At 61.8% G+C, this 26103-nt stretch carries 24 protein-coding genes; 11 read left to right on the top strand and 13 right to left on the bottom strand.

The features are described from left to right. Positions 1-206 precede the first annotated feature (206 nt). A complete protein-coding gene (locus tag QMK50_RS01900; RefSeq protein WP_413787287.1) occupies positions 207-1454 on the top strand; it encodes an OmpP1/FadL family transporter in 1248 nt (415 codons plus the stop codon). A 300-nt stretch (positions 1455-1754) separates the two neighbouring features. Continuing rightward, the gene (locus QMK50_RS01895) at positions 1755-3368 is read left to right on the top strand and encodes a mechanosensitive ion channel family protein (RefSeq protein ID WP_320332365.1); all 1614 of its coding nucleotides are present in this window, start codon (positions 1755-1757) and stop codon (positions 3366-3368) included. Between the two features lie 34 nt (positions 3369-3402). Here the strand turns inward: QMK50_RS01895 and QMK50_RS01890 are convergent, their stop codons facing one another. The 6 genes from QMK50_RS01890 to QMK50_RS01865 form a co-directional block, all read right to left on the bottom strand. Continuing rightward, positions 3403-4629, bottom strand: coding sequence for an MFS transporter (locus tag QMK50_RS01890; RefSeq protein WP_095168620.1), 1227 nt, complete (start codon positions 4627-4629; stop codon positions 3403-3405). A 208-nt stretch (positions 4630-4837) separates the two neighbouring features. Beyond that, complete coding sequence (locus QMK50_RS01885) at positions 4838-6184, bottom strand: OprD family porin (protein ID WP_320332364.1); 1347 nt, start codon at positions 6182-6184, stop codon at positions 4838-4840. A 201-nt stretch (positions 6185-6385) separates the two neighbouring features. Then, positions 6386-7408 (bottom strand): histone deacetylase family protein, encoded by a 1023-nt coding sequence (locus QMK50_RS01880; protein WP_320332363.1) that lies wholly within the window; start codon positions 7406-7408, stop codon positions 6386-6388. A gap of 88 nt (positions 7409-7496) precedes the next feature. Further along, the gene (locus QMK50_RS01875; RefSeq protein ID WP_320332362.1) at positions 7497-8429 is read right to left on the bottom strand and encodes a glyoxylate/hydroxypyruvate reductase A; all 933 of its coding nucleotides are present in this window, start codon (positions 8427-8429) and stop codon (positions 7497-7499) included. Positions 8430-8431: 2 nt separating this feature from the next. Then, on the bottom strand, positions 8432-9184 hold the full coding sequence (locus QMK50_RS01870; protein WP_320332361.1) for a class II aldolase/adducin family protein: 753 nt from the start codon (positions 9182-9184) through the stop codon (positions 8432-8434). Then, complete coding sequence (locus QMK50_RS01865; RefSeq protein WP_320332360.1) at positions 9184-10494, bottom strand: MFS transporter; 1311 nt, start codon at positions 10492-10494, stop codon at positions 9184-9186. The genes QMK50_RS01870 and QMK50_RS01865 overlap by 1 nt, the downstream gene beginning before the upstream one ends. 160 nt (positions 10495-10654) lie before the next feature. On the opposite strand from QMK50_RS01865, the gene QMK50_RS01860 reads away from it, so the two are divergent. The 5 genes from QMK50_RS01860 (at position 10655) to QMK50_RS01840 (ending at position 16310) form a co-directional block, all read left to right on the top strand. Next, on the top strand, positions 10655-11629 hold the full coding sequence (locus tag QMK50_RS01860) for a LysR family transcriptional regulator (RefSeq protein ID WP_095168630.1): 975 nt from the start codon (positions 10655-10657) through the stop codon (positions 11627-11629). 304 nt (positions 11630-11933) lie between these two features. Then, entirely contained in the window at positions 11934-13277 is a 1344-nt protein-coding gene (locus QMK50_RS01855; protein ID WP_159996331.1) for a gluconate:H+ symporter, read from the top strand. Between the two features lie 38 nt (positions 13278-13315). Next, positions 13316-14668: a D-serine ammonia-lyase gene (locus tag QMK50_RS01850; RefSeq protein ID WP_320332359.1), complete on the top strand. Its 1353-nt coding sequence runs from the start codon at positions 13316-13318 to the stop codon at positions 14666-14668. Positions 14669-14724: 56 nt separating this feature from the next. Then, positions 14725-15672 (top strand): DNA-binding transcriptional regulator DsdC, encoded by a 948-nt coding sequence (gene dsdC / locus QMK50_RS01845; RefSeq protein ID WP_320332358.1) that lies wholly within the window; start codon positions 14725-14727, stop codon positions 15670-15672. A gap of 134 nt (positions 15673-15806) precedes the next feature. Then, on the top strand, positions 15807-16310 hold the full coding sequence (locus QMK50_RS01840) for a signal peptidase II (RefSeq protein WP_320332357.1): 504 nt from the start codon (positions 15807-15809) through the stop codon (positions 16308-16310). Here the strand turns inward: QMK50_RS01840 and QMK50_RS01835 are convergent. The 6 genes from QMK50_RS01835 to soxR form a co-directional block, all read right to left on the bottom strand. Then, the gene (locus tag QMK50_RS01835) at positions 16307-16783 is read right to left on the bottom strand and encodes a hypothetical protein (protein ID WP_320332356.1); all 477 of its coding nucleotides are present in this window, start codon (positions 16781-16783) and stop codon (positions 16307-16309) included. The genes QMK50_RS01840 and QMK50_RS01835 overlap by 4 nt on opposite strands. A gap of 80 nt (positions 16784-16863) precedes the next feature. Continuing rightward, positions 16864-17154, bottom strand: coding sequence for a hypothetical protein (locus QMK50_RS01830; protein ID WP_320332355.1), 291 nt, complete (start codon positions 17152-17154; stop codon positions 16864-16866). Between the two features lie 48 nt (positions 17155-17202). Continuing rightward, a complete protein-coding gene (locus QMK50_RS01825) occupies positions 17203-18480 on the bottom strand; it encodes a flavohemoglobin expression-modulating QEGLA motif protein (protein WP_320332354.1) in 1278 nt (425 codons plus the stop codon). 196 nt (positions 18481-18676) lie between these two features. Beyond that, a complete protein-coding gene (locus QMK50_RS01820; protein WP_159996321.1) occupies positions 18677-19111 on the bottom strand; it encodes an HIT family protein in 435 nt (144 codons plus the stop codon). 96 nt (positions 19112-19207) lie between these two features. After that, positions 19208-21382: a TonB-dependent siderophore receptor gene (locus QMK50_RS01815; protein ID WP_320332353.1), complete on the bottom strand. Its 2175-nt coding sequence runs from the start codon at positions 21380-21382 to the stop codon at positions 19208-19210. Positions 21383-21524: 142 nt separating this feature from the next. After that, positions 21525-21989 (bottom strand): redox-sensitive transcriptional activator SoxR, encoded by a 465-nt coding sequence (gene soxR, locus QMK50_RS01810; RefSeq protein WP_095168650.1) that lies wholly within the window; start codon positions 21987-21989, stop codon positions 21525-21527. A 108-nt stretch (positions 21990-22097) separates the two neighbouring features. Between soxR and QMK50_RS01805 the strand changes: the two genes are divergently transcribed. Next, positions 22098-23555, top strand: a complete 1458-nt coding sequence (locus QMK50_RS01805) for an MFS transporter (RefSeq protein ID WP_320332352.1) — start codon at positions 22098-22100, stop codon at positions 23553-23555. Between the two features lie 101 nt (positions 23556-23656). Continuing rightward, a complete protein-coding gene (locus QMK50_RS01800) occupies positions 23657-24091 on the top strand; it encodes a GFA family protein (RefSeq protein WP_095168653.1) in 435 nt (144 codons plus the stop codon). Here QMK50_RS01800 and QMK50_RS01795 read toward each other — a convergent pair. Next, the gene (locus QMK50_RS01795; protein ID WP_095168655.1) at positions 24047-24613 is read right to left on the bottom strand and encodes an AAA family ATPase; all 567 of its coding nucleotides are present in this window, start codon (positions 24611-24613) and stop codon (positions 24047-24049) included. The genes QMK50_RS01800 and QMK50_RS01795 overlap by 45 nt on opposite strands. A 240-nt stretch (positions 24614-24853) precedes the next feature. Here QMK50_RS01795 and QMK50_RS01790 point away from each other — a divergent pair, with 240 nt between their 5' ends. Together QMK50_RS01790 and QMK50_RS01785 are read left to right on the top strand one after the other, a co-directional pair. Next, a complete protein-coding gene (locus QMK50_RS01790; protein ID WP_320332351.1) occupies positions 24854-25591 on the top strand; it encodes a hypothetical protein in 738 nt (245 codons plus the stop codon). Further along, a complete protein-coding gene (locus QMK50_RS01785) occupies positions 25588-26013 on the top strand; it encodes a hypothetical protein (RefSeq protein ID WP_095168658.1) in 426 nt (141 codons plus the stop codon). The genes QMK50_RS01790 and QMK50_RS01785 overlap by 4 nt, the downstream gene beginning before the upstream one ends. Positions 26014-26103: the final 90 nt, after the last annotated feature.

Genomic DNA, 26103 nt, shown 5'->3' with positions numbered 1-26103 from the left:
CGGATTCATTGTTGAGGTCGTTCACCTTTACCGCCTCAATACCAAGCAGCTTCGAAGAGCATGGTTTGTGTTTTCTTGACTAGTATCTATTCGACTTGAGCGTGCGCGGTCGCACCAACTGTTACGCCCTGGAGTCGGGTGCGTGCGCTACGTTATTCGCACAATGGATAGTTGTGAGGTTAATCATGCCAACCAGAAGTAGTGTCATGCCCGCCTGCACACTCCTGGCACTGTGCTGCCAGCAAGCCTGGGCCGGCGGCATTATGCTCTACGAAGTTGGCACCGATAATGCCGGCCTGGCCAACGCCGGTGCCGCTGCGCGCGCCCAGGGCCCATCGACCATCGCCAGTAACCCCGCGGGCATGAGTTACCTGTCAGGCACACAAATTACCGCTGGCCTGCAAGTGCTGTATGGCGACCTGAGCTTCGATCGCGACGCCGGTAGCAATGTCGCAGGAACCGGCAGCGGTAACGCTCTCGACCCGATTCCCGGTGGCAGTTTCTTTATCAGCCATGAACTCGACGACCACTGGAGCGTCGGCTTCGGCCAGTACGGTGACTTCGGCCTGGCGGTCAACTACGACAATGACTGGTACGGTCGCTACTTCGCGCAGAACTCCAGTCTGCTGGGTCTGTCCCTGGTACCCAGCGTTGCGTACCGATTTAATGAGCAATGGTCGGTGGGTGTTGGCGTCAAGGCCATGTACGGCATGATGCAGGCGCAAACCGCCATCGACCGCGCTCCCTTCGGCTTCACCGATCGTGCTGACGGTCAGTACAAATACAAGGACGGGGCCTGGGGTTATGGCGCCAATGTCGGGGTAATCTACGCCCCGCAATCCGGCACGCGTATTGGCCTGACCTACACCAGTAAAGTCGATCTGGACTTCGAAGACCGGCTGGATGTGAAAGGCGACGGGCGTCTGCTGGAGCGCATCAACGACACCCCCACCAAACTCGACACCAGCGTGCCGCAGACCGTGACCCTCAGCCTGTTCCAGCAATTGGACCGGCAATGGGCTTTGCTGGCCTCGGCTAATTGGCAGGATTGGTCGCAGTTCGGTGAGATCGGTGTACAGGTCGACACCACGGCGTTGGGCGCACAGTCGAAATCAGTCGATGCCGGGTTCAAGGACACTTGGCACCTGTCCCTGGGCGCGCAGTACCAGGCTACCGAGCAATGGCTGTGGAATGTTGGTATGGCCTACGACAGCAGCGCCGTCTCCGACAGCAAACGCAGCGTGATTGTACCCATGGGCGAATCCTGGCGCATCGCCACAGGCGCAACCTATGCGCTTAATCAAGACACCGACATCAACGTCAGTTGGGCCATGGTCTGGCTAGGCGATATGCCTGTGGACCAGACCAAGTCGATCTCGGGTCATCAAGTCTCCGGGGAGTACGGCGACGCCTGGATTCAAGCCCTCAGCGGCAACATGACCTGGCGATTCTGAGGTGTGAGCGTTTTCGCAAGTGGACGGAACCGATTGCGCTAACCATTACACCACCGACCCAAACCTAATGGAGGTTGGGTCGTCGTGACTCCTTTGCCGCCGATCTGTGAATTCCAACTAAAGGTCTATAGTTGTAATCGCCCTGCAATAACTACCTGGCTAGAAAGTACGCCTCCCACCGCCGCCAATGCGGTGTTCGCCAACGTGCTCGGGCACCCCTCAATCAGCAAATAGCCCCTCGTTGAGCTACGCTGCGATACGTACCCCTGACCTGAATTATGTCAAGTAAGGAACTGACGCATGCGGAGCAGGTTTCTCGGGCAATTGACTGCTGTTTTCTTGTTGTTTTGCTCAGTTTTCGCGTTCGCGCAGGACTCTCGCGCAACGGTAGAACCTGCTTCCGCGGAACTGAAAATCTACAACCGCAGCGTCATGGTTTTCCACGCCGTGTTATTCGGTGAAACACCGGAAATACGGGTCAAGCGTGCGAAAGCGGTGATCAATGAGGCCATGAATGAAGCAGACGATCTGAATGTCACGCTCGACTCCATTCAGAGCAGTTACATGGTGCTGCTGGGCTCCAGGCGCGCGTTTATTGTTTCTTCCCAGGATGTCGATGCCAGCCAATTTGAATCAGTGCGCCAGGCCGCAGAAAGCGCCGCCGACAAACTGCGCCAGGTGGTTAGCGAAACCCAGGAAGCCCGCAGCCTGCATTTCATTCTCAGGTCACTGGCAGCTGCAGCCCTTGCCACCGGTATTCTGATTGCCGCGCTCTGGGGCATGGCGTATCTGCGCCGCAGATTGCTGAGCAAACTGCCGGACTTGATGGATCGGCATACACAGGCGCTGAAAGTCGGACGTGTACAGGTAATAGATGCCAATTACCTGTATCCGCTGGTCAGTCGTTTACTCGGCTTACTGCGCTGGCTCGTCGTGTTGTTGCTCATTTATGAATGGCTTGGCTTTATTTTGTCGCGGTTTCCCTATACCCGGCCCTGGGGCGAAAGCCTTAACAACTATCTGTTCGACGTCGCGGGATATCTACTCGAAGGGATCGTCGGTGCAATTCCTGGTTTCGGCGTCGCAGTCGCAATCTTTTTCATTGCCCGTGGCATCTCAGCTTTCAGTCGCCGGATTTTGCGTCGCATGGCCGTCCCCGGCACCTTCAGTTGGCTTAATCAAGAAACCCTGCACCCGACCCAGCGCTTGACCTCCCTGGCTATCTGGCTGTTTGCCTTGGCCATGGCTTATCCCTATTTGCCCGGCGCCGGTACAGATGCCTTTAAAGGTTTGTCGGTACTGATCGGTTTGATGATTTCCCTCGGTGCCACCAGTGTGGTCGGGCAGGCGGCGGCCGGATTGATCCTCACGTACACCCGAACCTTGCGTCCCGGGGAGTTCGTGCGCATTGGCGACTATGAAGGCACCGTCACAGAGTTGGGCATGTTCACGACTAGCATCCGAACAGGTCTGGGGGAGGTGTTGACGCTGCCCAATTCGATGATTACCGCAACCGTCACCAAGAACTACTCCCGTACTGTGCAAGGCCCTGGGTATGTGGTCGACACGGTCGTGACCATCGGTTACGACACGCCGTGGCGGCAGGTCGAGGCGATGTTGCTGGAGGCCGCCAGGCGCACCCCCGGTGTTCTCGAAGACCCTCCGGCGCAGGTGTTCCAGACAGCGTTGTCGGACTTCTATCCCGAGTATCGACTGGTGGCCCAGGCAATTCCGAGTCAACCTCGACCGCGGGCGGTATTGCTCAGCCTGTTGCACGCCAATATCCAGGACGTATTCAACGAGTACTCAGTGCAAATTATGTCGCCGCACTATCTCGGTGACCCCAGCGAAGAGAAGCGTGTACCCAAGGACAAATGGTTTACCGCACCCGCGCAACAATCGAAGGAACTGTGAGCGCTATTGCAGGGCGCTCACAAATTGGCCCGGGTTAGCAGGGCTGGGCCGCCAGGCTATTGGTGATATTACGCCCCAGCACCAGAACCGTGACAAAACCGCAACCTACCAGCGCCGTGGCAAGACTCAGCAGCACCGAGCTGCCCAGGTGGTCGACGATCTGCCCGCCGAAAAACGAACCCAGCGCAATAATCACCTGGAACAAGGCGACGAATAGCGGCATCCCGCGTTCGACATCCTTGGGCGCTACGACGAACATCCAGATACTGGCGCAGGCCGGGAAGGCGCCAAAGGCGAAACCCCAGAGCGCGATCAGCATCGCCGCGCCGGTCATGCCGGTGGCGAAGTGGGGGAATAGGGCGGTGCTGGTGCCGATCATCAGTGCGACCAGCAATAGGGTATGGCGTACGCTGCGGTTGGCGGCGAAGCCGGCAAAAATGTTACCCATGACCCCGGCCACGCCAAAGAGCAGCAGCAACGAGCCAATAGTCGGCCCATCGAAGCCGGCACTGTGTTTAAAGAAGGGGGCGACGTAGGTGTAGGCGGCAAAGTGCGCCAGGCCAATCAGCAATACCGCAATCAAGCCAACGCGCGCTTGTGGATTGACGAACAGGGCTGGCAGGTCACTGATGCGGATGGCCTTTTCCGGGGTCAGGCGGGGCAGGAGAAAGACCTGCGCCAGGAGCACCGGAATACCCATCAACGCGGTGATCAGGAACGTCATGCGCCAGCCCATCAGGCCGCTGAGCCAGGTGCCTACGGGTACGCCAAGGACGGTGGCCAAGGTCACGCCGACCATGATTATCGAGGTCGCCTGGGCGACGCCAACGCCCTTGGGTGCCAGCCTGCCGCTCAGCGCGATGGCCGTCGCCCAGAAGCCGCCGATACTGATGCCCAGCAGTACGCGCCCGAACAGCAGCAGGTTGAAGTCGCTGGCGAAGGCCACGACCGAGTTGGCGATGATCATGATCAACGTCAGGCCGATCAGTAGATAGCGACGGTCCATGGCGCCAATCCCGACAGACAGCAAGGGGGCGGCCAGGGCGGCCATGATGCCGGGCAGGGTCACCATCAGGCCGGCGTGGCCGGCACTGATGCCAAGGTCGCTGGCGACATCGTTGAGTACGCCCACCGGAAGAAACTCACTGGTGACCAGGGCGAATGCACCTACGGCGACGGAGAGAATCGCCAACCACTGCTGTTTGACACTTTGTTGGCTATGTTCGGGGATGTCGCGAGGGGCCTGGCTGGCGCTTGGCATGGTGTTGATTCCAGAGGGACAGGTCGCCTGCAGGCAGGCGGGGGGAAAAGGGAGGCGATTATAGGAATCAGTCCTGATTATTCAACAGGCGTGCCGCTCGATAGTAATCATCAGCGCAATCAATGCGAGGTTCTTGGCGGGGGGAGGCCATACACGGCGGTGCCGGCGATGGCCTCTGTTGATTGCGCTCGCTGGGAGCGCGTTCAAGCTAGCGCAGGAAACCCAGGTCCAAGGGGTAGTCCAGGATGATCCGGGTTTGATCCAGGTCGTTGGCAATCGCGCCGTAATCGCCACCGGTCCGCATCGAGGCGAGCATCAAGCGCAGCGACAGGTTCTTCGCCGGTCCTGACTGCACCACGTATTTGACCCACAGGTCCCGCTCCCACTGCGAACCATCGCGCACCGCCTGGTATCGGGAGTAGGCACCGCCGGCATCCCTGCCGTCGATGTCAGTGCCACGAATGTAGCGCGCGGTGAAGGTCAGGCCCGGCACGCCGAGCACGGCGGCATCCAGGTCATAGCGGGCACTCCAGGCCTTTTCGTTGGGACTGTTGAAGTCACTGCCCTGGGAGGCCGCATCCAGTTCGATATCAAAACTGTTCCAGACATAGTCGAATGGCTGGTCGCCATCGATCTGCGTATAGGCCAGTTCAAACTTGTGCCCACCCAGTGCATACCCCGCACGCGCACTCCAGGCATCGTTGCGGATATCGCCCAGCAATGCCGCGCCGGTATTGCGGGTACGGTAATAGTTGATGCCGGTATTCACCACGCCGCCGACGGTCAATGGCAGGCGGTAGTCAAGCGAGGCGAACTGCTGATTCCAGATGTCATCGAGTTCGGAGCCAAATAGCTTGATCTTGAGGTTGTTGACCCCCGTGTAAATACCGCCGTAATAACTGACGAACTCGCTGTCGGCCTGGCGCCCGCTGTAGGCCGTGCCCAGATGCCCGCCATGATTGGGTTGCGCGCGGTCGCTGCTGGAGACAAAACGCCCGGCATTCAGGGTCAGGCCCTCGAGCGAGCGATCCGTGGCGTTGAAACCCCTTAATGTTTGCGGCAACAGACGAATGTCGCCGTATTTGAGCACTGGCGAATCGGGAAACAGATCGCCGTAGGCCAACTCGGTATGGCCGACCCGCATCTTCACCGCGCCACCGGCCTTGGAGTAGCCACCTTTAGGCTCTCCTTGATTGTCCCGTGCAACGATGCCGCCATTGCCGATGCCATCCCCGACGCGTCCGTTGCCGCCGTCGAGTTTGAGCGACCCCATGTAATGCAGATCCATGCCGAAGCCAATCAGCCCCTGGGTATAACCTGAGTTGAACTTGGCCAGAACCCCTTGCGCCCACTCCTGACGATAACTTTGCCGTTCGCCTTCGGGGTTGCGGTAGCTGCCGCTACGGTTGTCGGCATTCCAGTAAAAGTTGCGCAAACCTACCGACGTCGTGCTGTCTTCAATAAAGCCGCTGGCCGACTCTGCCGCGCCCACTACGGTACTGCTCAGGCAGACGCTGGCGCCGGCCATCCCCAGGGTGAAAAGTTTGAACCACATGGTGCACTTCCTTTTTGCCAACGTTTAAGAGTGGCAGCGTGAATTTTTATTGTTCTGGACCAGGTGTGTTTGCTGCGGGCAAGGTCAAGCCCGACCGCTAACTTGCGCCGAGGCGTAAGTTGCACCCTTGTTGTTTTAGGTATTGCTCGGTAAGCCCAGGCTGCAACCCTTGGTGGGTTAACCAGCCCGGGCGATTGAGGCTCAGCGCGAGGCGGTCAAGCCGTCGAAGAACCGCGCAGCGTTTTCGTCGAGGGTGGCGATGTCGTAACCGCCTTCCTGCACCACCACGCATGGCAGGCCCAGCGCCTTGATTCGCTGGCCCAGCACCCGGAAACCTTCATGGGTTACCGCGACCTTGGACTGCGGGTCGTTTTCGTAGATATCAAAACCCAGTGACAGCACCAGTACGTCTGGGGCGAAGGCGCGCAAGGCGGCCTCGGCCTGGTCCATGCACGCGAAGAAATCCGCCTCGCTGGAGCCGTGGGCCATTGGCAGGTTCAGGTTAAAACCTTCACCGCGGCCAGTGCCGGTTTCGTCGTCGAAGCCGGCCACCACCGGGTAGAAGTTGGTGGGGTCGCCATGGATCGACACGTAGAGCACGTCGTCGCGGTCGTAGAAAATCTCCTGGATGCCCTGGCCGTGGTGCATGTCGGTATCCAGCACCGCGACCTTGGCGAACGTGCCCCGCAACGCCTGGGCGGCAATTGCGGCGTTATTCAGAAAGCAGAAGCCGCCAGCGCCTTCGGCACGGGCATGGTGTCCTGGTGGACGGCACAGGGCGTAGGCCGCCTCATCGCCCTGGATAATCGCCTGGGCGGCGGCCACCGCACTTTGCGCTGACCAGTAAGCAGCCTGCCAGGTGTGTTGGCCAATCGGGCAACTGCCGTCGGCCAGGTAGCGGGCGGTCTTGCCCAGGATCCCGCGCAGCGGATTGCCTTCGCGGATAAAAATGTTCGACATCACCTCATCGCCCCAGTCTTCCGGCACCTCGTGCCATTGCTGGTATGCGCTGCTCAGGTAATCCAGGTAGGCCGGGCTGTGCACGGCGGCGAGTGGCGCGTGACCGTAGTCGAGCGGTTCCTGCAGCGGGTAGCCGAGCTTCTTGATCACCGCCAGCAGTGGGTCGATACGCGCGGGCACCTCTTGCGGCTCGCGCATCTGCCCGCGCGACAGGTAGGAACGTGGATGGTGCAGACGTTGTGCCGGGTGGAAAAATGTTTTCATGGATGACCTCATGCCAAGACAATTCAGGTTGCATGTGCGTTGGCCGATAACGCGGCACACAACGCGCAGTGATTAATTAGCGGTCCGCTCAATATCCCTGTTCGGGATCGACCAGATTGTTCAATGCCAGTCCCGCGGCGAGCCGCGAAACGTTGTCGGTGACCTGCTGGGCGATGCATTGGTCCGAGGCGGCGGACGCCATGTGCGGCGTCACCCAGACCCCAGGGGTGCGCCACAGCGGCGAGTCCACAGGCAACGGTTCCTGCTCGAACACATCCAGCAAGGCGCCACGCAATTGCCCGCTCGCCAGGGCTTGTTGCAAGTCCGGATGATTGAGGTGCTGGCCACGCCCGCAATTGATCAAGGCACTGCCTCGCGCCATGTACTGGAACACCTCGCGGCCCAACACACCTTGAGTGGCGGCGGTCAGCGGCAGCAAGTTGACCAGTACATCCAGCTCCGAAAGAAACCCCTGCAGTGCACACGCTCCGCTGAAGGTGCTCACGCCATCGATTGCTCGCGGCGTGCGCGCCCAACCGCGCACGTCGTAGCCGGCCTCGGCCAGCCGCATGGCCACCGGTGCCCCGATCGCTCCCAGGCCCATCACCCCGACCCGGAACCCTTGCGCACGGCGCTGCAGCGGACGCTGCCAGCGTTGTGCAGCGTTGCCGGTTATCACCTGGTCGAAGCCGCGGTGAAAATGCAACACCCCCCAGTGCACGTACTCGCTCATACCCTGGGTGTGATCCGGGTCGACCACCCGGCATACCGGCAGCGCCGGATCACGCGAAGGATCCTGGGCCAGGTGGTCGACCCCCGAGCCAATCGAGTACACCAGGCGCAAGTTCGGCAAGGCGCCGAGGCTGCCCGCTGGTGGGAACCAGCACACCGCAACCTGGGCCTGCTGTGCGCCTGAATCTTCAGGACGCAGCACCTGCAAGTGCGGAGCATGGCTGGCGAACAGCGCGGCCAGCCAATCGGTCAGCGCAGGGTTCTGGCACAACAACACGAGACTGGCCATGGTCAACGGCACCAATCGGCGCGCTGCTCGTCGATCAGACTGAGCGCGGCCTGCCAGGCCAGATCAATGATCCCCTCGATACCCTCACGGCCAAACTGCGCGGCGGTGTGCCGGCACACGGCTTCGTCGGGGATGTTCAGCGCTACCCCGGCGGACATCGCCTGGATCTGCGCCTGGCAGGCGCGCTCCAGAAAGTAGATTTCGTGGAACGCCGCCGCCACGCTGTCACCGGCCGCAAGCAGGCCGTGGTTACGCAGGATCATCGCTTTGTGCGAGCCCAGGTCAGCCACCAGCCGCTCGCGCTCGTGCATCGACAACGCGATGCCTTCGTAGGTGTGATACGCCAGGTTGCCGTAGAACTTCAGCGCGTGCTGGGTCAGCGGCAACAACCCGTCGCGCTGGGCAGCCACCGCCATACCGGCAGCGGTGTGGGTGTGGATGATGCAGTGCAGATCCGGGCGAGCCTCATGAATCGCCGAATGGATGACGAACCCGGCCGCATTCACGTGCCCACCGTGCTGACCATCGACCACGTTGCCCTCGAGGTCGATCAGGACCAGGTCACTGGCGCGCATTTTCTCGAACGCCACGCCGTAGCGATTGATCAGGAAATGCCGCTGCGGCCCGGGCACACGCAGGGTGATGTGAGTGTCGATCAGGTCGGTCATGCGGTAGTAGGCGACCAGCCGATACAGCGCGGCCAACTCGCAGCGCGACTGCCACTCGATTTGCGACATAGCGCTTGGCTTGCTCATTAAACAACTCCTTGGGAAAGGGGCAGCCCGACCGGCTTGGCATTGACGCCGCGCAAATAAGCCAGGCCCAGTACACCGATCAACGACATCAGCGCCAGCCCGCTGAAGAAGACTGCCAGCGGCCACCATTGACCGGCGAAATGCCCCGCCAGGAAGGTGCCGATCAGTGGCGTCAGGCCACCACTCACGCCGCTGCCCAACTGATAGGCAATCGAGATGCCCGAGTAACGCACCCGCGCCTGGAAGGCTTCAGCCATGTAGCCGGCGATCACCGCGTACAGTGCTGCCAGCAGCAGTACCGCCAGGGCAATCCCCGCGGTCATGTAGAACAGGTTGCCGGTCTGCACCAGCAGGAACATCGGGTACGGCACCAGGATGCACAGCGACGCCACCCACTTGAGGAAGCGTCCCTCGCCCAGGCGTTCGGCCAACAGCGCAGAACAGGGTTGGGAGAGAAATTGCAGCACGGTGACCACGAACAGACAGTCGAGGATCGTGGTCTTGGCGATGCCCTGGTACTGCGTGACGTAGGTGATCATGAAGGTGTTGGTGAAGAAGAAACCGCCCGAGCCAATGGTCACTGCCAGGGCCGCGAACAGAATGCTCTTCCAGTCCTTGCGGATAACTTCCAGCACCGGGTTCTCGGCGGTTTGGCCGCTGTCCTGGACCTCGGCAAACTCCGGCGACTCAGGCACGCCGAAACGAATCGCCAGGCCGACCATCATCAGCACGCCGCTCATCAGGAACGGAATACGCCAGCCCCAGCTCATCAGTGCGTCCTGCTCCATTTCACTGATGCAGCGGAATGCGATCAGCGCCAACAGCAGGCCGGCCGGGCTGCCCCATTGGGCGAACGAGGCGAAGAACACCTTGCGGCCCTTGGGCGCGTGTTCACTGGCCATCAGCACCGCACCACCCCACTCGCCACCGACCGAAATCCCTTGCAGTAAACGCAGGACCACCAGGCCGATCGGGGCCCAGATACCCGCCTGGGCATAAGTGGGTAGCAAGCCGATGCAGGTGGTCGCGACCCCCATCAGCACGATGGTCACCAGCAACATTTTCTTGCGCCCCAGGCGGTCGCCCAGATGGCCGAAGACCATGCCGGCGAACGGGCGGGCGATAAAGCCGACCGCGAAGCTGCCGAACGCGGCCATGGTGCTGAGCATCGGGTTTTCACTGGGGAAGAACAGCTGGCCGAGGACCAGCGCTGCCGCGAAGGCATAGATGTAGAAGTCGTAAAATTCGATGGTGGTGCCGATAAAGGCCGCTGCCGCGGCACGTCGCGGACTTGAGGTAGTGCTCGTCATCTGTAGCTCCTGGACGTCATTGTTATAAGCAGGAGGAAATGTGTGTCATGCGCAGGCACGACGTTCGCACTCTGGCGGTGCGTTGCTGGATCTTGCGCCAGCCCCTATGCTAGGAAAAGCTTCTAATCTAAATACTCAAGTATAAGCACCAGGAATAATGATGATCCCTGCCGGCCCTTCGTTACGCGATCCCGACGCCAAGCGCTTCCTCAACGACCGCCTGGACTGGAATCTGTTGCGCACCTTCCTGGTGATCGGCCAGGAAGGCAGCATCAGCCGGGCCGCCGCGCGCCTGCACTTGAGCCAGCCGGCCATCAGCCAGGCCCTGCGGCGCCTGGAGGAGCAACTCGACAGCGCGCTGGTGGTGCGCCGTGGGCCGCGTATCAGCCTGTCCAAGGCCGGTGAAGAAGTCATGCAGATCGCCGCCGAACTGTACGGCACGGTCTCGCGCCTGGGCCCAGCCCTGGATTCACCTGCCGAGACGGTGGTGGGCAAGATCCGCATGCTGACCATCAGTCGTATTCAATCACGCTGCTACGATGAGTTCCTCGCGCAATTTCACCTTGAATACCCGCAGGTGGAGTTCGAGGTCGATGTGCTGCGCAGCTCGGATGTGGCCAGCGCACTGCTGCAAAAAACCGCCTCGTTCGGCCTGAGCCTGTGCCGCACCCCACAGCCCAAGCTTGAGCAACGGGTGTTGCTGCAGCAGCGCTATGCGTTTTTCTGCGGCAAGCGGCACCGGCTGTTCGGTCGCACGAACCTGACCCTGGCGGATTTGCAGAGTGAAAACTTCGTCAGTTTTACCAGCGACCAGATTGGCGGCAACCTGTCGCCGCTTACGGTGTTTCGTGATCAGCAAGGGTTCACTGGGCGCATTGTTGCTTCGTCTCCGAGCCTCGATGAAATCCGCCGGCTGGTGGGCGCCGGCTATGGCATCGGTTGCCTGCCGGAGCACATCGTCGCGGCTGATGTGCTGGCTGGAGAAGTCTGGCGCTTGCCGCCATGGGAGGGAGTGATTGACGTGAATGTCTACTTGCTGTGGAACCGTGAACAGAAACTGACTCAGGCTGAGTCGGTATTTCTCGAGAGGTTCCAGCAGATGCTCATGACCACGGATCTGGCTGAGCGGTTTTAGGTTCGGTACTGCGCGTTATCGTAGACGGTCATTGCGAGCAGGCTCGCGATGGTCGCCAACGATAACGCGCACAACCTGATGCACCGCGCCGTCCTTGCAACCATCGCTGGCAAGCCAGCTCCCACAGGTCCCTGCATACACCAGACCCTGTGGGGCTCGGCAAGCCAGCCCTCCCATAGATGACCCCACGTCATCCATCCATTGAAGAACCATCCTTTGTAAGCCCCCAGACCCCTGGCGCTTAATCGCCGCGGACCGCGATCCGCGCGGTCTCATGCGCTCACTACAATAACAAGGGGATGTCATGCACGAAGAGGCGGGTTTACTACTGATTTTGATGGCGGCTATCGGCTTGATTGTAGTGCTGGTGGTCAAGTTTCGCGTCCATTCCTTCCTGGCGTTGATGCTCGCCAGTTTTGTCGTCGGGGCGGGTGCGGGCATGCCGCTGTCGTCCATCGCCGACTCCTTTGAAAAGGGCATGGGCGGCACCCTGGGGTTTCTTGCGGCGGTGATTGGCCTGGGGAGCATCCTGGGTAAAATGCTGGAAGTGTCCGGTGGCGCCGAGCGTATTGCCCGCACGCTGCTCAGCACCTTGGGCGAGCAACGTGCCTCCTGGGCGATGATGCTGGTGGGCTTCATTGTCGGCATTCCGGTGTTCTTCGAGGTCGGCTTTGTGTTGCTGATTCCGCTGATCTATGTGGTCGCCCGGCAAACCCGCTTGAACATCCTGTATGTCGGCCTGCCCCTGGCGATTTCGTTGATGACCGTGCACTGCATGTTGCCGCCGCACCCGGCAGCCATGGCGATCACCCAACTGCTGGGCGCTGACGTCGGCAAGGTGATTATCTATGGGCTGATCGTCGGCCTGCCTACCGCCATCGTGGCGGGGCCGGTGTGGGTCAAGCTGGTGTGCAAGCGCCACGAGCCGGCCAGCGGCCAGAGCTTCGCCGCGGCGCCCACCAGCCTGGCAGACACTCGGGCGATGCCAGGCCTGGGGCTGACGCTGTTGGTGATCCTGCTGCCGTTGTTGCTGATGGTCGGCAAGACCCTGGTGACCATGAGCCTGCCCCAGGGCAGTGGCTTCTATCAACTGATGAGCTTTCTCGGCAATCCGCTGACCGCGCTGGCCATTGCGGTGGTGTTCGCCTACGGTTCCCTGGGCCTGTATCGCGGGCTGGGCATGGCCGAGCTGCAGCGCCTGACTGAGCAGTCCTTCACGCCGTTGGCCAATATCCTGTTGATCATCGGTGCCGGCGGGGCCTTCAATGGCGTGCTGATCGACAGTGGCGTAGGCAAGGTCCTGGCCAGCACGCTGTCGCAATGGGACCTCAATCCGATTCTGCTGGCCTGGTTCGTCGCCGGCCTGATGCACCTGGCCGTGGGCTCGGCCACCGTGGCGATGATCAGTGCCGCGGGCATGGTCCTGCCGCTACTGGACGCGATGCCTGGGCAGAACCGCGAAATCGTGGTGATTGCGATCGGCGCCGGCGCCATTGGCTGGACCACGGTGACCGACTCGGCGTTCTGGGTGGTCAAGGAATACCTGGGGGTGTCCCTGGGCGAGGCGCTGAAAAAATTTACCGTTGGAACCTTGCTGGCCTCGGTCGTGGCCCTGGGAATGACGTTATTGGTATCGCAGTGGGTTTGAGCACACCCGCGATGCTGTCCACTGTCTGGAGTAGAACCATGATTCACAACAAATCCCTGGCTGACTGGTGCCAGAGCCATCCCCTGATTGGACCGTTGACCCGGGTCGAACCCGTCACCTGGTTCAACCCGGCCCTGGCGCCGACCGCGCAGGCCTTGAGTGATGTGCCCCTGGGCCTGGCCGACGTGGATGACGCCAGCGCCCGGCTTGAGCGGTTTGCCAGCTACATTCAGTCGGCGTTCCCCGAGACCCAGGCGAGCGCTGGCATCATCGAGTCGCCGCTGATCGCGCTGCCGCGCCTGCAGGCTACCCTCTGTGCCGAGGCGCAACTGCCGGTGCAGGGCGCACTGTGGCTGAAGGCCGACAACCTGCTGCCGATTTCCGGGTCGATCAAGGCCCGCGGCGGCATCTATGAGGTGCTCAAGCACGCCGAGGACCTGGCGCTGGCCGGCGGCCTGATTCAACCGGGCGCTTGCTACAGCAGCCTGGACAGCGATACCGCCCGGGCCTTTTTTGGCCAGTACAGCATCGCCGTTGGCTCCACCGGCAACCTCGGCCTGTCCATCGGCATCATGAGTGCGCGCCTGGGGTTCAAGGCCACCGTGCACATGTCCGCCGATGCCCGGCAATGGAAGAAAGATCGCCTGCGCGCCTGCGGAGTGACGGTGGTCGAGTATCAATCGGACTACAGCGTCGCCGTCGAGCAGGGCCGGCAGCAGGCCGAGAGCGATCCCAAGTGCCATTTCGTCGACGACGAGAACTCGATCAATCTGTTCCTCGGTTACGCGGTGGCGGCGCGTCGCTTGCAGCACCAACTGGTGTCCGCGGGGATTACGGTCGACGCGCAACACCCGCTGTTTGTCTATCTGCCGTGCGGTGTCGGCGGCGGCCCTGGTGGCGTTGCCTTTGGCCTGAAGCAGATTTTCGGCGACGCGGTGCACTGCGTGTTCGCCGAGCCGACGCACTCGCCATGTATGTTGCTGGGGGTCTACACCGGGCTGCACGACGAGGTCAGCGTCTATGATTTTGGCATCGACAACCGCACCGCCGCCGACGGCCTGGCGGTGGGGCGGCCGTCGGGGTTTGTCGGGCGTTCGATGCAACGCTTGCTCGACGGCTACTACACCCTCAGCGACGAGCAGATGTACCGCCTGCTGGCCCTGCTGCATGCCGAGGAAGGCCTGAAGCTGGAGCCCTCGGCGCTGGCTGGATTGCCCGGGTTCCTGCGGGTGCTGCAAGAGCAACAGGGCTATCGTCAACGCCTGGGTCTCGATGCACAGCGCCTGGCCAACGCCACGCACCTGGTGTGGGGCACGGGCGGCAGCATGGTGCCGGCGCAAGAAATGGACGCGTACCTGGAGCAGGGACGTACACTGTTGGCCGCACACTAGCCATTGCACCCGGGGCCGCGCGGCCCCGGGTTTCTCGCCCGCGGAAAAACGCCCCGATGCTGAACCTGCCTCCTCGATTGAGCTCCCGGCTCAACAGCTCACAGTTTGCCAACCTGCACACCTTTCTGGTCGCCGCCCGGCACCTGAGTTTTGCCTTGGCTGCCGAAGAATTGTGCGTCACGCCCAGCGCCGTCAGCCATCGCATCGCCCGCCTCGAACAAGCCCTGGACCTGCGCCTGTTCGAGCGCCTGACCCGTCGGGTGCGCCTGACGGGGGAGGGCGAGCGCGTGTTTGCGATCCTCGAAGGGGTGATGGAGCAGTTGTCCGAAGCCCTGCAACAGTCGCCCCAGGCCGAGCTGTGCGGGTCGGTGGCGCTGTATGCCCGTCCTTCGGCTGCGCAATGCTGGCTGGTGCCACGCCTGGCGGACTTTCACCAACGCTACCCGAACATTGCCCTGGACATCCGCGTCGGCAACGACGCCATCGATTTTCGCACGCAAAACGTCGACCTCGCGCTGCTCTACGCCAATGGCGAATTCCCTGGGCTGGCCAGTCATGCCTTGATGAGCGAGACCATCGCGCCGGTCTGCAGCCCGCTGTATGCCGAGCGTCATGGCCTGCTTGAGGCACCGCACAACCTGCGCCATTGCACGCTGTTGCACGATGCCCTGGCCTGGGACAACGCGGTCTACGATGCCGAGTGGCAACTCTGGGCTCGGCAGCAGGGCCTGCTCGAGTTCTTGCCGCAACGCGGGCTGACCTTCGATCGCTCCGACTTGTGTGTGACGGCGGCCATCAATCACGCGGGCATCGCCATCGGCCGTCAGCGCCTGGTGCAGAGCCGCATCGACCAGGGCGAACTGATCCTGCCCTTTGGTGGATTTTCCCAGCCGGGGCGCTACGACTATTTTCTCGTCCACCCCCATCGCGATCCCATGCCCCCTCGGGTGCAGGTGCTGATCGACTGGCTCAAGGAAAAGGCCGGTGCAGGCATGACGGATTGAGCCGCCAGCGGAACCGACCGCTCCCGGTTGGCGGTGGATGGACGACACTCGTCAGCTGCGCTATCTTGCCGCCGCTGCCAAAACGGCGGTGCGTGCCTCCTGTCCAGGCATGAGAGTCAGCCCAAGGATTGTTCATGGAACGAGTCACAACGAGTCGCTGGTTTGCCGTACTGCTCGGCCTGGTATTTATCGCGTTCGACCAGTGGATCAAGGTGCTCGCGCTGCTGTCTCTGGCGGCGCAGAGCTTCAAGATCGGCGGCAGTTTCGCCTGGCTGGATATCGCCCTGAGCCTCAATCCGGGTGCGTTCCTGAGCTTGGGGGCCGGCCTGGCACCGGCGGTCAAACAACTGATTTTCATCGTCGGTGTGGGCGCTGTGGTGTGCTGGGCGATCTGCTGGGCGTTGTCGCGCTGGGCCAGTTCGCCAGGCAAGGCGCTGGCGGTGTACTGCATCGCACTGGGTGGGGCGTCGAACCTGATCGACCGGGTGCTGCGTGACGGGCACGTGGTGGATTACCTGGTGCTCAACCTGGGATCGCTGCATACCGGGGTGTTCAACCTAGCCGATATCGCCATCATGGCCGGAGCCGCAGCCTTGCTGGTGGCGGAGTTGCGCAAGCCGCGCCAGGCCCGAGGCTAGTCACAGGTCACGCTGACGGCCTTCGCCGCGCGCTGCAGTTCCTGTTTCACGTCCACGGTAATGCGCTGTTCCATGCGGCGCTGTTCGAGGAAGACCTGGTCGCCCCGGGTGTCCACCTGCACATCGATCGCCGCCGCCTCGGCCTCGATGGCGGCAGCATGCGCGGCAATCACCGCATTCACCTCGGCCTCGTTGCTGGCGGCGTCGAGCGCCTGGATCAGCGCCGCCACTTTGGCTTCCTCCTCCAGGCTGTAAGCGTCCAGCGACAAACCGGCCGCCAACGCGCGCGCCCGAATCTGCACATCCTTGAGCGCCTGCCGGGCCTCGGTGCACTGCACCTCGCGCTTGTGCTGGTTGACCATCTGCCACTGGACTAGCACGTAACTGGTCACGCCGATAAGCACCACGGTGAGGCCAGCCATCAGCCGACGGCTCATGGCCGCGTCCAGGCAGATGGGGAGAGGGGGATGCACCAATACATCGTATTAATCCATTCGGAGGAGTTCAAAGCGTAGCAGCAGAATCGATCCACTCCGTTTGCTGGCCGTCGGTGTTAGCGGGTTTTGCACTGGGCCAGCACCACTTTGCAGGTGCTCGGCGTGCCACCGGATCGACCGGCGTAGCGTTGACAACTCACCATGGATTTTTGCCGCGCCGCACCCAAGGTCGAGCCCCAGGCCAGGCCGCCTTCCCCGGCAGTGGGCAGCGCCTTGGCATAGCAGTTGGAGCCCTGGCTGCTGCTCGCATAGGTGCTCCGGTTGGGTTTGCTGCTGCATCCCGCCATCAGCAGCAGTTGCAGGGCGAGCAGGCAGGTCGCCCATTTCCCCACGGTTGTCGCGTTCATCTGGCTTCCCCTGAATGGACTTTGGTTGCCGCCCAATACGTCCATGGTTCACATGGCGCTGGCATCGCTTTCGTGTTCGTCGGCGAAGGCCATCAGCACCTGCAGATCCAGCACCTCAAGCTTTATCCGCGAGATGAAGGCCGAAAACGCCAGGTTCGCCGCCAGTCGCCGCAGATCACTGGCCCAGGCGGGCAGGTAGGTCGGTCCCTGGAGCCAGCCGGATTCGAACAGCGGTGCCAGGCGTACGGTATCACCGAGGGTCAGGCGCCCGGCAAATAAATGTCCGACCAGGTCCGGGCGGTTGTCGCGGATGGCGATGCGCAGCAGGGTATGCACACCGAGTAATCCGGTCAGGTAGGCCGCGTCCTTGGTGAACGCCGCGCCGCCACGCAGGTCGGCCCCGCGGAACACCCGTTGGGTTGAGCGGAACGATTCCTCCTGCGATTGGCCGGCCGCCAGGAACCCTTCGAATACCTGGATAAAATCGGCGCCATCCAGCGCCTGCTGGACCGCCAGCACTCGCAGGGCCAGGCGGCGCAAACGGTTGATGTCCATGCTGGCGGTGAATAGCTCGGCGAGGGTGGCAATGCCTTCCTGGGTCTGGGTGGTGCGTGGGGCACCGAGGCCGAGGCTTTTCAGATTGGTCTGGCGGGCGCCGTTCTGCGCCGTGGCGACATGTACGAAGGCCTCGTGTTGCAGCAACTGCTGTTTGTCCAAGTTCGAGAACAGCGCGCTGGCACGCAGGCGGATCCGGCTTGCGCCGGCAATCGCCTTGGCGGCCAGGCTCGGGTCGAGCACGACGCTGATCTGGCCGGCGCCGAAAAAGCTGTCCAGCTCCGGTTGCATCCAGGCGGCGAAAGCCTCGGCCGGGATGTCGGCCTGGCTTGGGGGAATCCGCGCGCCGCCCAGCAGCGCGTCGGTGGTCTTGAGGAAGAACTGGGCCGCGTCGAGCATGCTCAATTGCAGGTTCGTGTAATAGAAGTCCGGACGCCGGTACAGCGCCGAGGAGTAACGGGTGAAATCGGGAGTCCCGATGGCGCCCAGCATGCGCCCGGCCGTGGCGTAGCTGCGGGCGGTCATGGCCAGGTAATTGCCGGCCGGATGGCCCTCGTCACAGCGTCCGGCAAAGCTTTGCAGGGCGGCAATCTCGGCGCTGTGCTCACGCGCTTGTAACTCGACTCTGGGCAACGCCGCCTTGCCGGCGCGCCAATTGGCCAGGAACACCTGTTCAATTCCGGCCGGCCAGGACAGCGCGTCCAACACACGGATCCTGCGGGCCAGACCAGGCAGGGCAGCATCGAGTTCTGACAGCGCAGCCGTGCTCATGGCAGTCACCTGGGCAGTGTCGGGTGTTCCCTAAAAGCGTAGTCGTTGTTGTAGCCGCCGTAGCAGCTGTCGAGCCGCGCGAGGCTGCGTTAACGGCCGCAGGACGTTCAGTCGGATTGGCAATACCGTCGAGGGTCGCTACGCAACCCAACGCAGCCTTCGGCAGCTGCTACAGGAGTGCAAGCTGCGCCAGCTGCTACGGGCTAGTCAGCAGTTCGGCAATTTTGCGGCGCAGCTCACCGTGGGTTTCTTCGGCGTAGGGTGGGGCGGTTTTCCAGTCGTAGAACCAGGCGGGCATTTTGCGATGTTTTTCCGGTTCTGAGGCGTAGCGCGGGAATAGGTGGCAATGCAGCTCTGGCTCGGAATTGCCGAGGATCTCGTAATTCATCCGCAGCGCCCCGGTGGCCTGTAACACGGCGTCGCCGATGCGGGCCATGTCGAGCAGGTAGGTGGCCCTGGCCTGGGCATCCAGATCGTTGAGGCTGGGTACGACAGGGTCGGGCAGCAACAGGCAGTAGCCCGGCAGGAACTGCACGTCGCCCATCACCACCCAGCCCGAGGCCAGGCGGCAGATAACCTTGTCGTTGGCGCCGTTGCGCGCCATTTCTACTCGTTGCGAGATCAGAGCCATGTGCCTGTCCTTGGAGTGGGGGAGAAGAAGTACCGTCAATCCGTGCGCTATTCAAACATGCATCAGCAACCGTGCGCGTCCTTGCGCCCGGGCTATCTAGAAGCTGTATTTGGCGGTCAACATCATGTTGCGCGGAGCGCCGTAGGTGTCGCCACCGTAGCTGGTGGAGTTGGAGATGGACGAGTAGTACTCGCGGTCGAAGATGTTGTTGGCGTTGAGTTGCAGGTCCAGGTTCTGGTTGACCTGGTAGCCGGCCATCAGGTCGGTGATGGCGTAGGCACCCTGCTCGAGACGGTAGGTGCTGCCATCTGCCAGCGCGACGTCGTTGTACATGCGGCTCTGCCAGGAGATGTTGCCGCCGACCCGCAGTTTTTCCAGCGGGCCCTGGAAGCGGTAGCTGGTGGTCAGCTTGAACAGGTGCTCCGGGGTGTCAGTGTCGAAACGCTGGTTTTCGTTCTGCGGGTTGGCCGCATCCTTGAGGGTGTGCAGGCGTGCATAGGTGTAGCCGCCGCCTACCTGCCAGTTCTCGGTCAGTGCACCTTGCAGTTCGAAGTCGATACCCTGGCTGCGAATCTCACCGGAGGCCTCATAGCAGGTAGCTTGCGGGCAGTTCGGTACGTACACCTGCACAGCGCGGTTTTCCTGGTCGATGCGGAACACTGCCAGGCTCGCATTCAGCGCACCGTCGAAGTATTCGCCCTTGATGCCGACCTCGTAGTTCTTGCCGACGATGGGCTTGAGCGGAGTACCGGAGGTGCCCTTGGAACTCTGGGGGGTGAAGATGTCGCTGTAGCTGACGTAGACCGAGTGATGCTGGTCCAGGTCGTAGATCAGGCCGGCGTAGCGGGTGACGTTGCGGGTGACCTTGTAGTCGCCGTCGCCATCGCGGTTGTCGTAGTCGTACCAGTCCAGGCGGCCGCCGAGGATCAGCTTCAACGGGTCGGCCAGACTCAGGCGGGTGGTCATGTACAGACCGTCCTGGGTGGTCACTTCGCGGCTGTTGTCGGTGTGCACGAAGTCCGGTTTGCCGGCATTGATCGGCCAGTTGGTGTCGTACGGGGAGTAGTTGTGGGTGGTCATGTCGTAGATGCGCTTGCTGGCGCCCACCACCAATTCATGGCTGCGCCCGAGCGCTTCGAACGGACCACTGAGAAACGCATCCACGCCGGCCTGGTTTTCATCGTGGCCGGATTGGTAGACGGTACGGGCCAGGGTGTTGTTGACCCAACGCGACTGGTAAGACCCGGTGAATATTGCATTCTGTTCGGCGTAGTTGGCGTTGAACTGCAGCTTCCAGTCATTGGCCAACTGCTGGCGGACTTCGGCGAACAGGGTGTTGATCTCCTGGTCCTTGTTTTCCCAGTCAGTCCCGGGGTTGTAGGAGCGCGGCAGGTCCAGATGATGACCATCCAGGCCGATCATCGAAGAGCCCCAGAAGTAGTTGGTCTTGTCCTTCTGATTGGAGAAACCTAAGGTCAGGGTGGTGTCTTCGCCAAGGTCTGCTTCGGTGACCGCGTAGAACAGGCCGTGCTGTTCATCGACATCATCGACGAAGCTGTTGGTGTCGCGGTAGGACGTCACGACCCGGCCGCGCAAGGTGCCGTTGTCGTTGAGCGGGCTGGAGGCGTCGACTTCGCCGCGGTAGTTGTCCCAGGTGCCGGCGGCGCCGGTGAGGGTGACGTGCTGCTCGGCCAGTGGCCGCTTGCGGACCATGTTGATGGCTGCCGAAGGGTTGCCGGCACCGGTCACCAGGCCGGTGGCCCCGCGTACCACCTCGACCCGATCGAACATCGCCAGGTTCGGCTGGGCGCCGACCACCGCGCCTTGATAGCCGCTCGGGATGCCGTCATACATCAGGTTGTCGATGTCAAAACCGCGTGCCGAATAGGACTGCCGGCCGGGGCCACCGGAGTAATCGAGGAACAATCCAGGGGTCGCATTGACCACATCGTTGATGCTGGTCATGGCCTGGTCGTCCATGCGCTGGCGGGTAATCACGGTGACGGCCTGGGGCGTTTCACGCATGGTCAGCGGCAGTTTGGTTGCAGTGGACATGGCGCCGGTGGTGTAGGAACTCGTGCCTTCGGTCGTGCTACCCAGTTGGGTACTGGTAATTTCGGTAGCACCCAGTTCCAGGGTGGTCGGCCTGGAGGTTTCTGGCATAGCGCTGCTGTCATCGGCAAAGGCTGGCGCCAGGGTAGCCATGCAGATGGCCATGGCCAGCAGATTTCGGGGCGCATTCAAATAACGCAGCGGGGTAACGCGCGGCATAAGGTAGGTTCCTGGTTGCTAATGATATAAATAGGGCTATTGAGAATCATTAACAAACATTCTCTCAGGTATTGCAGCGGCGAAGAAGCCTGCCATGAAAAAAATCTATGGGAGAGCTACAGCGTGGGGCAGGTCGCGGTACTCAGTTGTTGGCCGGCGTGTCCTGGTCGAGCAGGACCGCACCGCTGCCCAGTTGGCCCAGGCGATCACCGGGATTGCGCAGCGGGCAGTCGTCGATCGACAGGCAGCCGCAGCCGATACAGCCGTCGAGTTGATCGCGCAGCTGGGTGAGGCTGTGAATCCGCTCGCTGAGCATGTCGCGCCAGATCGTCGACAGGTGTTGCCAGTCGTGCGCGGTCAAGGCGCGCCCGGTCGGTAGTTGGTCGAGCGTCGCCTTGATGGTCGCAAGGGGGATGCCTGCGCGCTGGGCGATCTTGATAATGGCTACCCGGCGCAGCACTTCGCGCGCATAACGCCGCTGGTTGCCGGCACTGCGCTCGGCGTGGATCAAGCCCTTGGCCTCGTAGAAGTGCACGGTGGCAACCGTCACACCGCAGCGCCGGGACACTTCCCCTACCGATAGAGGCACGCGAACATCGATCGACATGGCAGCTTTCTCTTGACCTCATCTATGGATGAGGTTTTATAAGGAGGTCGGCTTGCCGTTGCAAGCACCCATTCGCGGTTGCGAGTGGGATCACTGACTGGAGCTGACATGGACACGTGTGAAGGACCCACTGACGATCATCTGCAATCTGTGGCACCGGCTGGCACCGGCTGGGCCGACCTGCTATCGGGGGCCAATGGCGTGCGCTCGCTGGCACTCGCCGGTGGCGTGGTGCTCCATGCGATCAATGTCTATATCGCTACCACCATCCTGCCCTCGGTGGTCAAGGACATCGGCGGCCTCGACTACTACGCATGGAACACCACGCTCTTCGTCGCGGCTTCGATCCTCGGCTCGACGCTGTCGGCGCGCTGGCTGACGGGCATGGGACCTCGTGGCGCGTACATTGGTGCGACTCTGGTGTTTGCCTGTGGTGCGCTGATCTGCGCATTCGCCCCGTCAATGGCCGTGATGCTCACGGGCCGGCTTGTCCAGGGGCTGGGCGGCGGGTTGTTGTTCGCCTTGTCCTACGCGATGATCCGGTTGGTTTTCGCCGAAGCCTTATGGCCGCGGGCGATGGCCCTGGTCTCCGGCATGTGGGGGGTGGCCACCCTGGTCGGTCCCGCCGTCGGGGGGATCTTTGCGCAACTGGGCGTGTGGCGGGCGGCGTTCTGGTCGTTGATCCCGGTCGCCATCCTGTTCGCCCTGCTGGCGGCACGCATACTGCCCAAGCGCAGCGCGGACCAACCGTCGCGCGTGCCATTGCCGTTGGTCCAACTGGTGCTGCTGACAGCGGCGGTACTCTGCGTGTCGGCTGGCAGCGTTGGGTCGATGCTGTCGTGGAATATCCTCGGCCTTGGCGCGGCCGCGATCCTGACAGCCCTATTGATCTGGAGCGAAAGTCGCGCCCGCCAGCGATTGCTTCCGGCCGGTGCATTTTCCATGACCTCGGCGCTCGGTGTGCTCTACGCAACGATGTCGTTGCTTGCGGTCGCGGTCACCAGTGGCGAGATCTTTGTGCCGCTGTTCCTCCAGGTCCTCCATCAGCAGTCGCCGCTGATGGCCGGTTACCTCGCGGCGCTCATGGCGGCGGGTTGGACGCTGGGATCGATTGGCAGTTCAGGCGCGAGCGGCAGGGCAGTGGGCCGGGTGATCCTCGCCGGTCCACTGCTCGGATTCACCGGCATGGCGGCGCTGGCCGTTCTGCTGCGCAGCGAAAGTGGCGGCGACTGGCAGGCACTCCTGCCAATCTGCCTGGCGCTGGTGATCATCGGCTTGGGCGTCGGCCTGGCCTGGCCCCATCTACTGACCCGGATATTCCAGGTGGCACCGGCGGGAGAGCAAGACCTGGCATCGGCGTCTATCACCACCGTGCAATTGTTCGCGACCGCGCTCGGTGCGGCGCTGGCGGGAATGGTGGCGAACCTCGCCGGCCTGACTGTTCCCGGAGGTGTCGCTGGTACGGCGAATGCCGCAAGCTGGCTGTTTGGCGTGTTCGCTCTCGCACCGCTGCTGGGCATCCTGACGGCCCGGCGGGTGGTGCGGGGGATCGGCGCGAACTCGTAGCGCAGGTGCAGGACATCTCGTTGCCGACCGGTGTTTTTTCTGGTCCTCGGCCAGTCCAGCCTGTAGAAATGCCGAACTATCGTTGTACAAAGGAGCTATCCATGACATCCGGGCAGTGCCTGTGCGGGGCCGTACGTTTTACCCTGGAGGTAGAACCGCGCTATTTCTATCGCTGCCATTGCACCCTGTGCCGCAAGCAAACCGGGGTCGGCCATAACCTCGCGACGCTGGTCAAGGCGGCTGATTTTCGCTGGGTCGCAGGGCAGGAGCAGATCAGCAGTTGGCAAAAACCCAGCGGCTACCGCAACGACTTTTGCTCGTCATGTGGTTCCACGGTGCCGAATCCTCTGCGCCAGACCCCGTACTTCTGGATTCCCCTGGGGCTGCTGGAGGCTGAGCTGAGCATCGCGTGCATCGGCGATTTTTGCACCGATGACGCCATGCCCTGGGACCAGCACCGCTCGCCGAACAATCACCGTGCGGCCCCGGAATCACTCGGGTTTATCCTGCAGGCCCTGCAGGTCGACGCTGATTGATTGCGGCGTTGCCGGCAAGCTGTCGACAAAGGCGCGGATCTGCCGGGAACCGCGCAAGTGCAGGGTAGGGATGTGGGGCCCGATGGCCTGGCGCACCATCTCGATGCCTGGACGGTAGCCACGGTCGAAGTTCCACACGAAGTTCAGGAAGGTCAGGAACGCCCGGTCGATCTTCTCGCTGCAGCCTGCGGGAAGGTCGGGGCGAGGGCGGTTCATGACGCTGCGCCGGATCACTCGGGTGAAGCAGGTGAGCCGCGGTGTATCGAGCCAGATGATCAGGTCGGCACCGGGAAGGCGCAGGTCGAAGGTGCGCCGGGCATAGTTGCCTTCACAGACCCAGGCCTTTGGCGCAACCGCGGCCTTGACCCGGGCGCGGAATTGCTCGGCGTCTGGCTCGACCCAGCCAGGCTCCCAGAACAGCCTGTCCAAATGCACCACGGGCAGGCCAAGGCGGCTGCCGAGGGCGCGGGCCAGGGTAGATTTGCCGCTACCGGCGTTGCCGAGAATTACAATCCGTTGCATGGTCGCACTGCCTGTCGCGAAAAAAGCCGGCGATTGTGCCTAATGCCGATCAGTTAAGCGACAACAGGAACCTGTAGCAGCTGCCGAAGGCTGCGTTGGGTGGCGCAGCGACCCCTGCAATACCAAGTCAAACGAACGTCCTGTGGGCCTTGACGCAGCCTGAGTGGTACGGGCTTGAGCTTGCAGGTATCTTGCGCTCCATCAGGAATGGTTCAGCAGAACCCCCAACCAAGGAAGACCATGAACAACAGTACGGTGCGCTTTGCACCTTGGGTCGGCTCGCACTATGAGCGAGGATGTGGCGGGTTACGCATTCTCCTGGTGTGCGAGTCTCACTATGGCGCCAAACAGCACGAGCGCCCCACCGTTACACCCGAAATCATCAAGGCACTTGCCCTAGGCCAGAGGCACCCTAAAGCCACCGGTAAACTTCGGCGCCATCCCCATTTCACGAAAATCATGACGGCGGTGCAGAACGTTCGGCAGGCCTTCACCGGCGCGCAAAAAGCAGACTTCTGGAGCAGTGTTGCCTATTACAATTTTCTGCAGGAGTTCCTGCCAGACAGTCGAATTCCGCCGCCGCAAGGCGCTTGGCAGCGGGGTGAGCGAGCATTCAGCGAAGTCTTGGCGGTGTTGGCACCGGATCTGATTGTCTGCTTCAGCGTACGTAACGGTAAGTTGATTCGCTCGCTTGCCGGTGATGTGCCGGTGGCCGTGGTGAACCATCCCTCTTCGCGGTTTACCTATGCCAAAGTCAATCCAGTAATCGCTGAGCAAAAAGACAAAGCCTTGGTGCGCAAGACCCAAGGCCCCGCGTTCGTTGCCACTGCGGCCTTCGACCGCTGGAGCGAGGCCACCGCTTGTGCCTTGCCGACCCCCGGCCAACATCTTTGCGCGCAGGACAAAGCCGCACTCATTGCGCAGCGCAGGGAAGCAATGGCAGCACTTGATCAATCTTCAATGGCCTGGACCCAATGACAACCAACATCGCTAAACATACGCAAGCAGAGCAGAAACAGAGAGCCATCAAACGACTTGCACAAATATTCCGCGATCATTGGGAAGAGGGCAGGGTTGGTAGTACGCGGATTTTTGAGCACGTCGTTCCTGATGCGTGGCTGATATGCGCAAGGTCATCCAGCGGCGGCAGGTATAGAGAACACATCGTGCCCTGTGTCCTGATCCGCGACCAAAGCATGAAGATGTATCAGGCCGGCGAGTTGGTCGAAGCTGTGGCAATGATGATTGAGCGCCATCTGGCGATTGTTCTGATCTCGGAAGAAGAAAAAAACCGGATGGATAAGCAGCGTGGCTGGAAAACCACAATGCCTGAAGGTTGGGAGTTCGGCTCGGGAGATCCCTTTGCGCGACTCACCTCATGTGGCATTGAGTTCTCCTGATCAAACCCCTGGATGGATGGCTGCGTTCACCCGCAGCCTTTTAGGCGCACTCGAGCTAATCCCGCAAAAAACCAGATGAACCGTTGGGCG

The sequence above is a fragment of the Pseudomonas sp. P5_152 genome (assembly GCF_033989915.1).
Classification (GTDB): Bacteria; Pseudomonadota; Gammaproteobacteria; order Pseudomonadales; family Pseudomonadaceae; genus Aquipseudomonas.
This window is presented reverse-complemented; position numbering and strand designations above follow the sequence as displayed.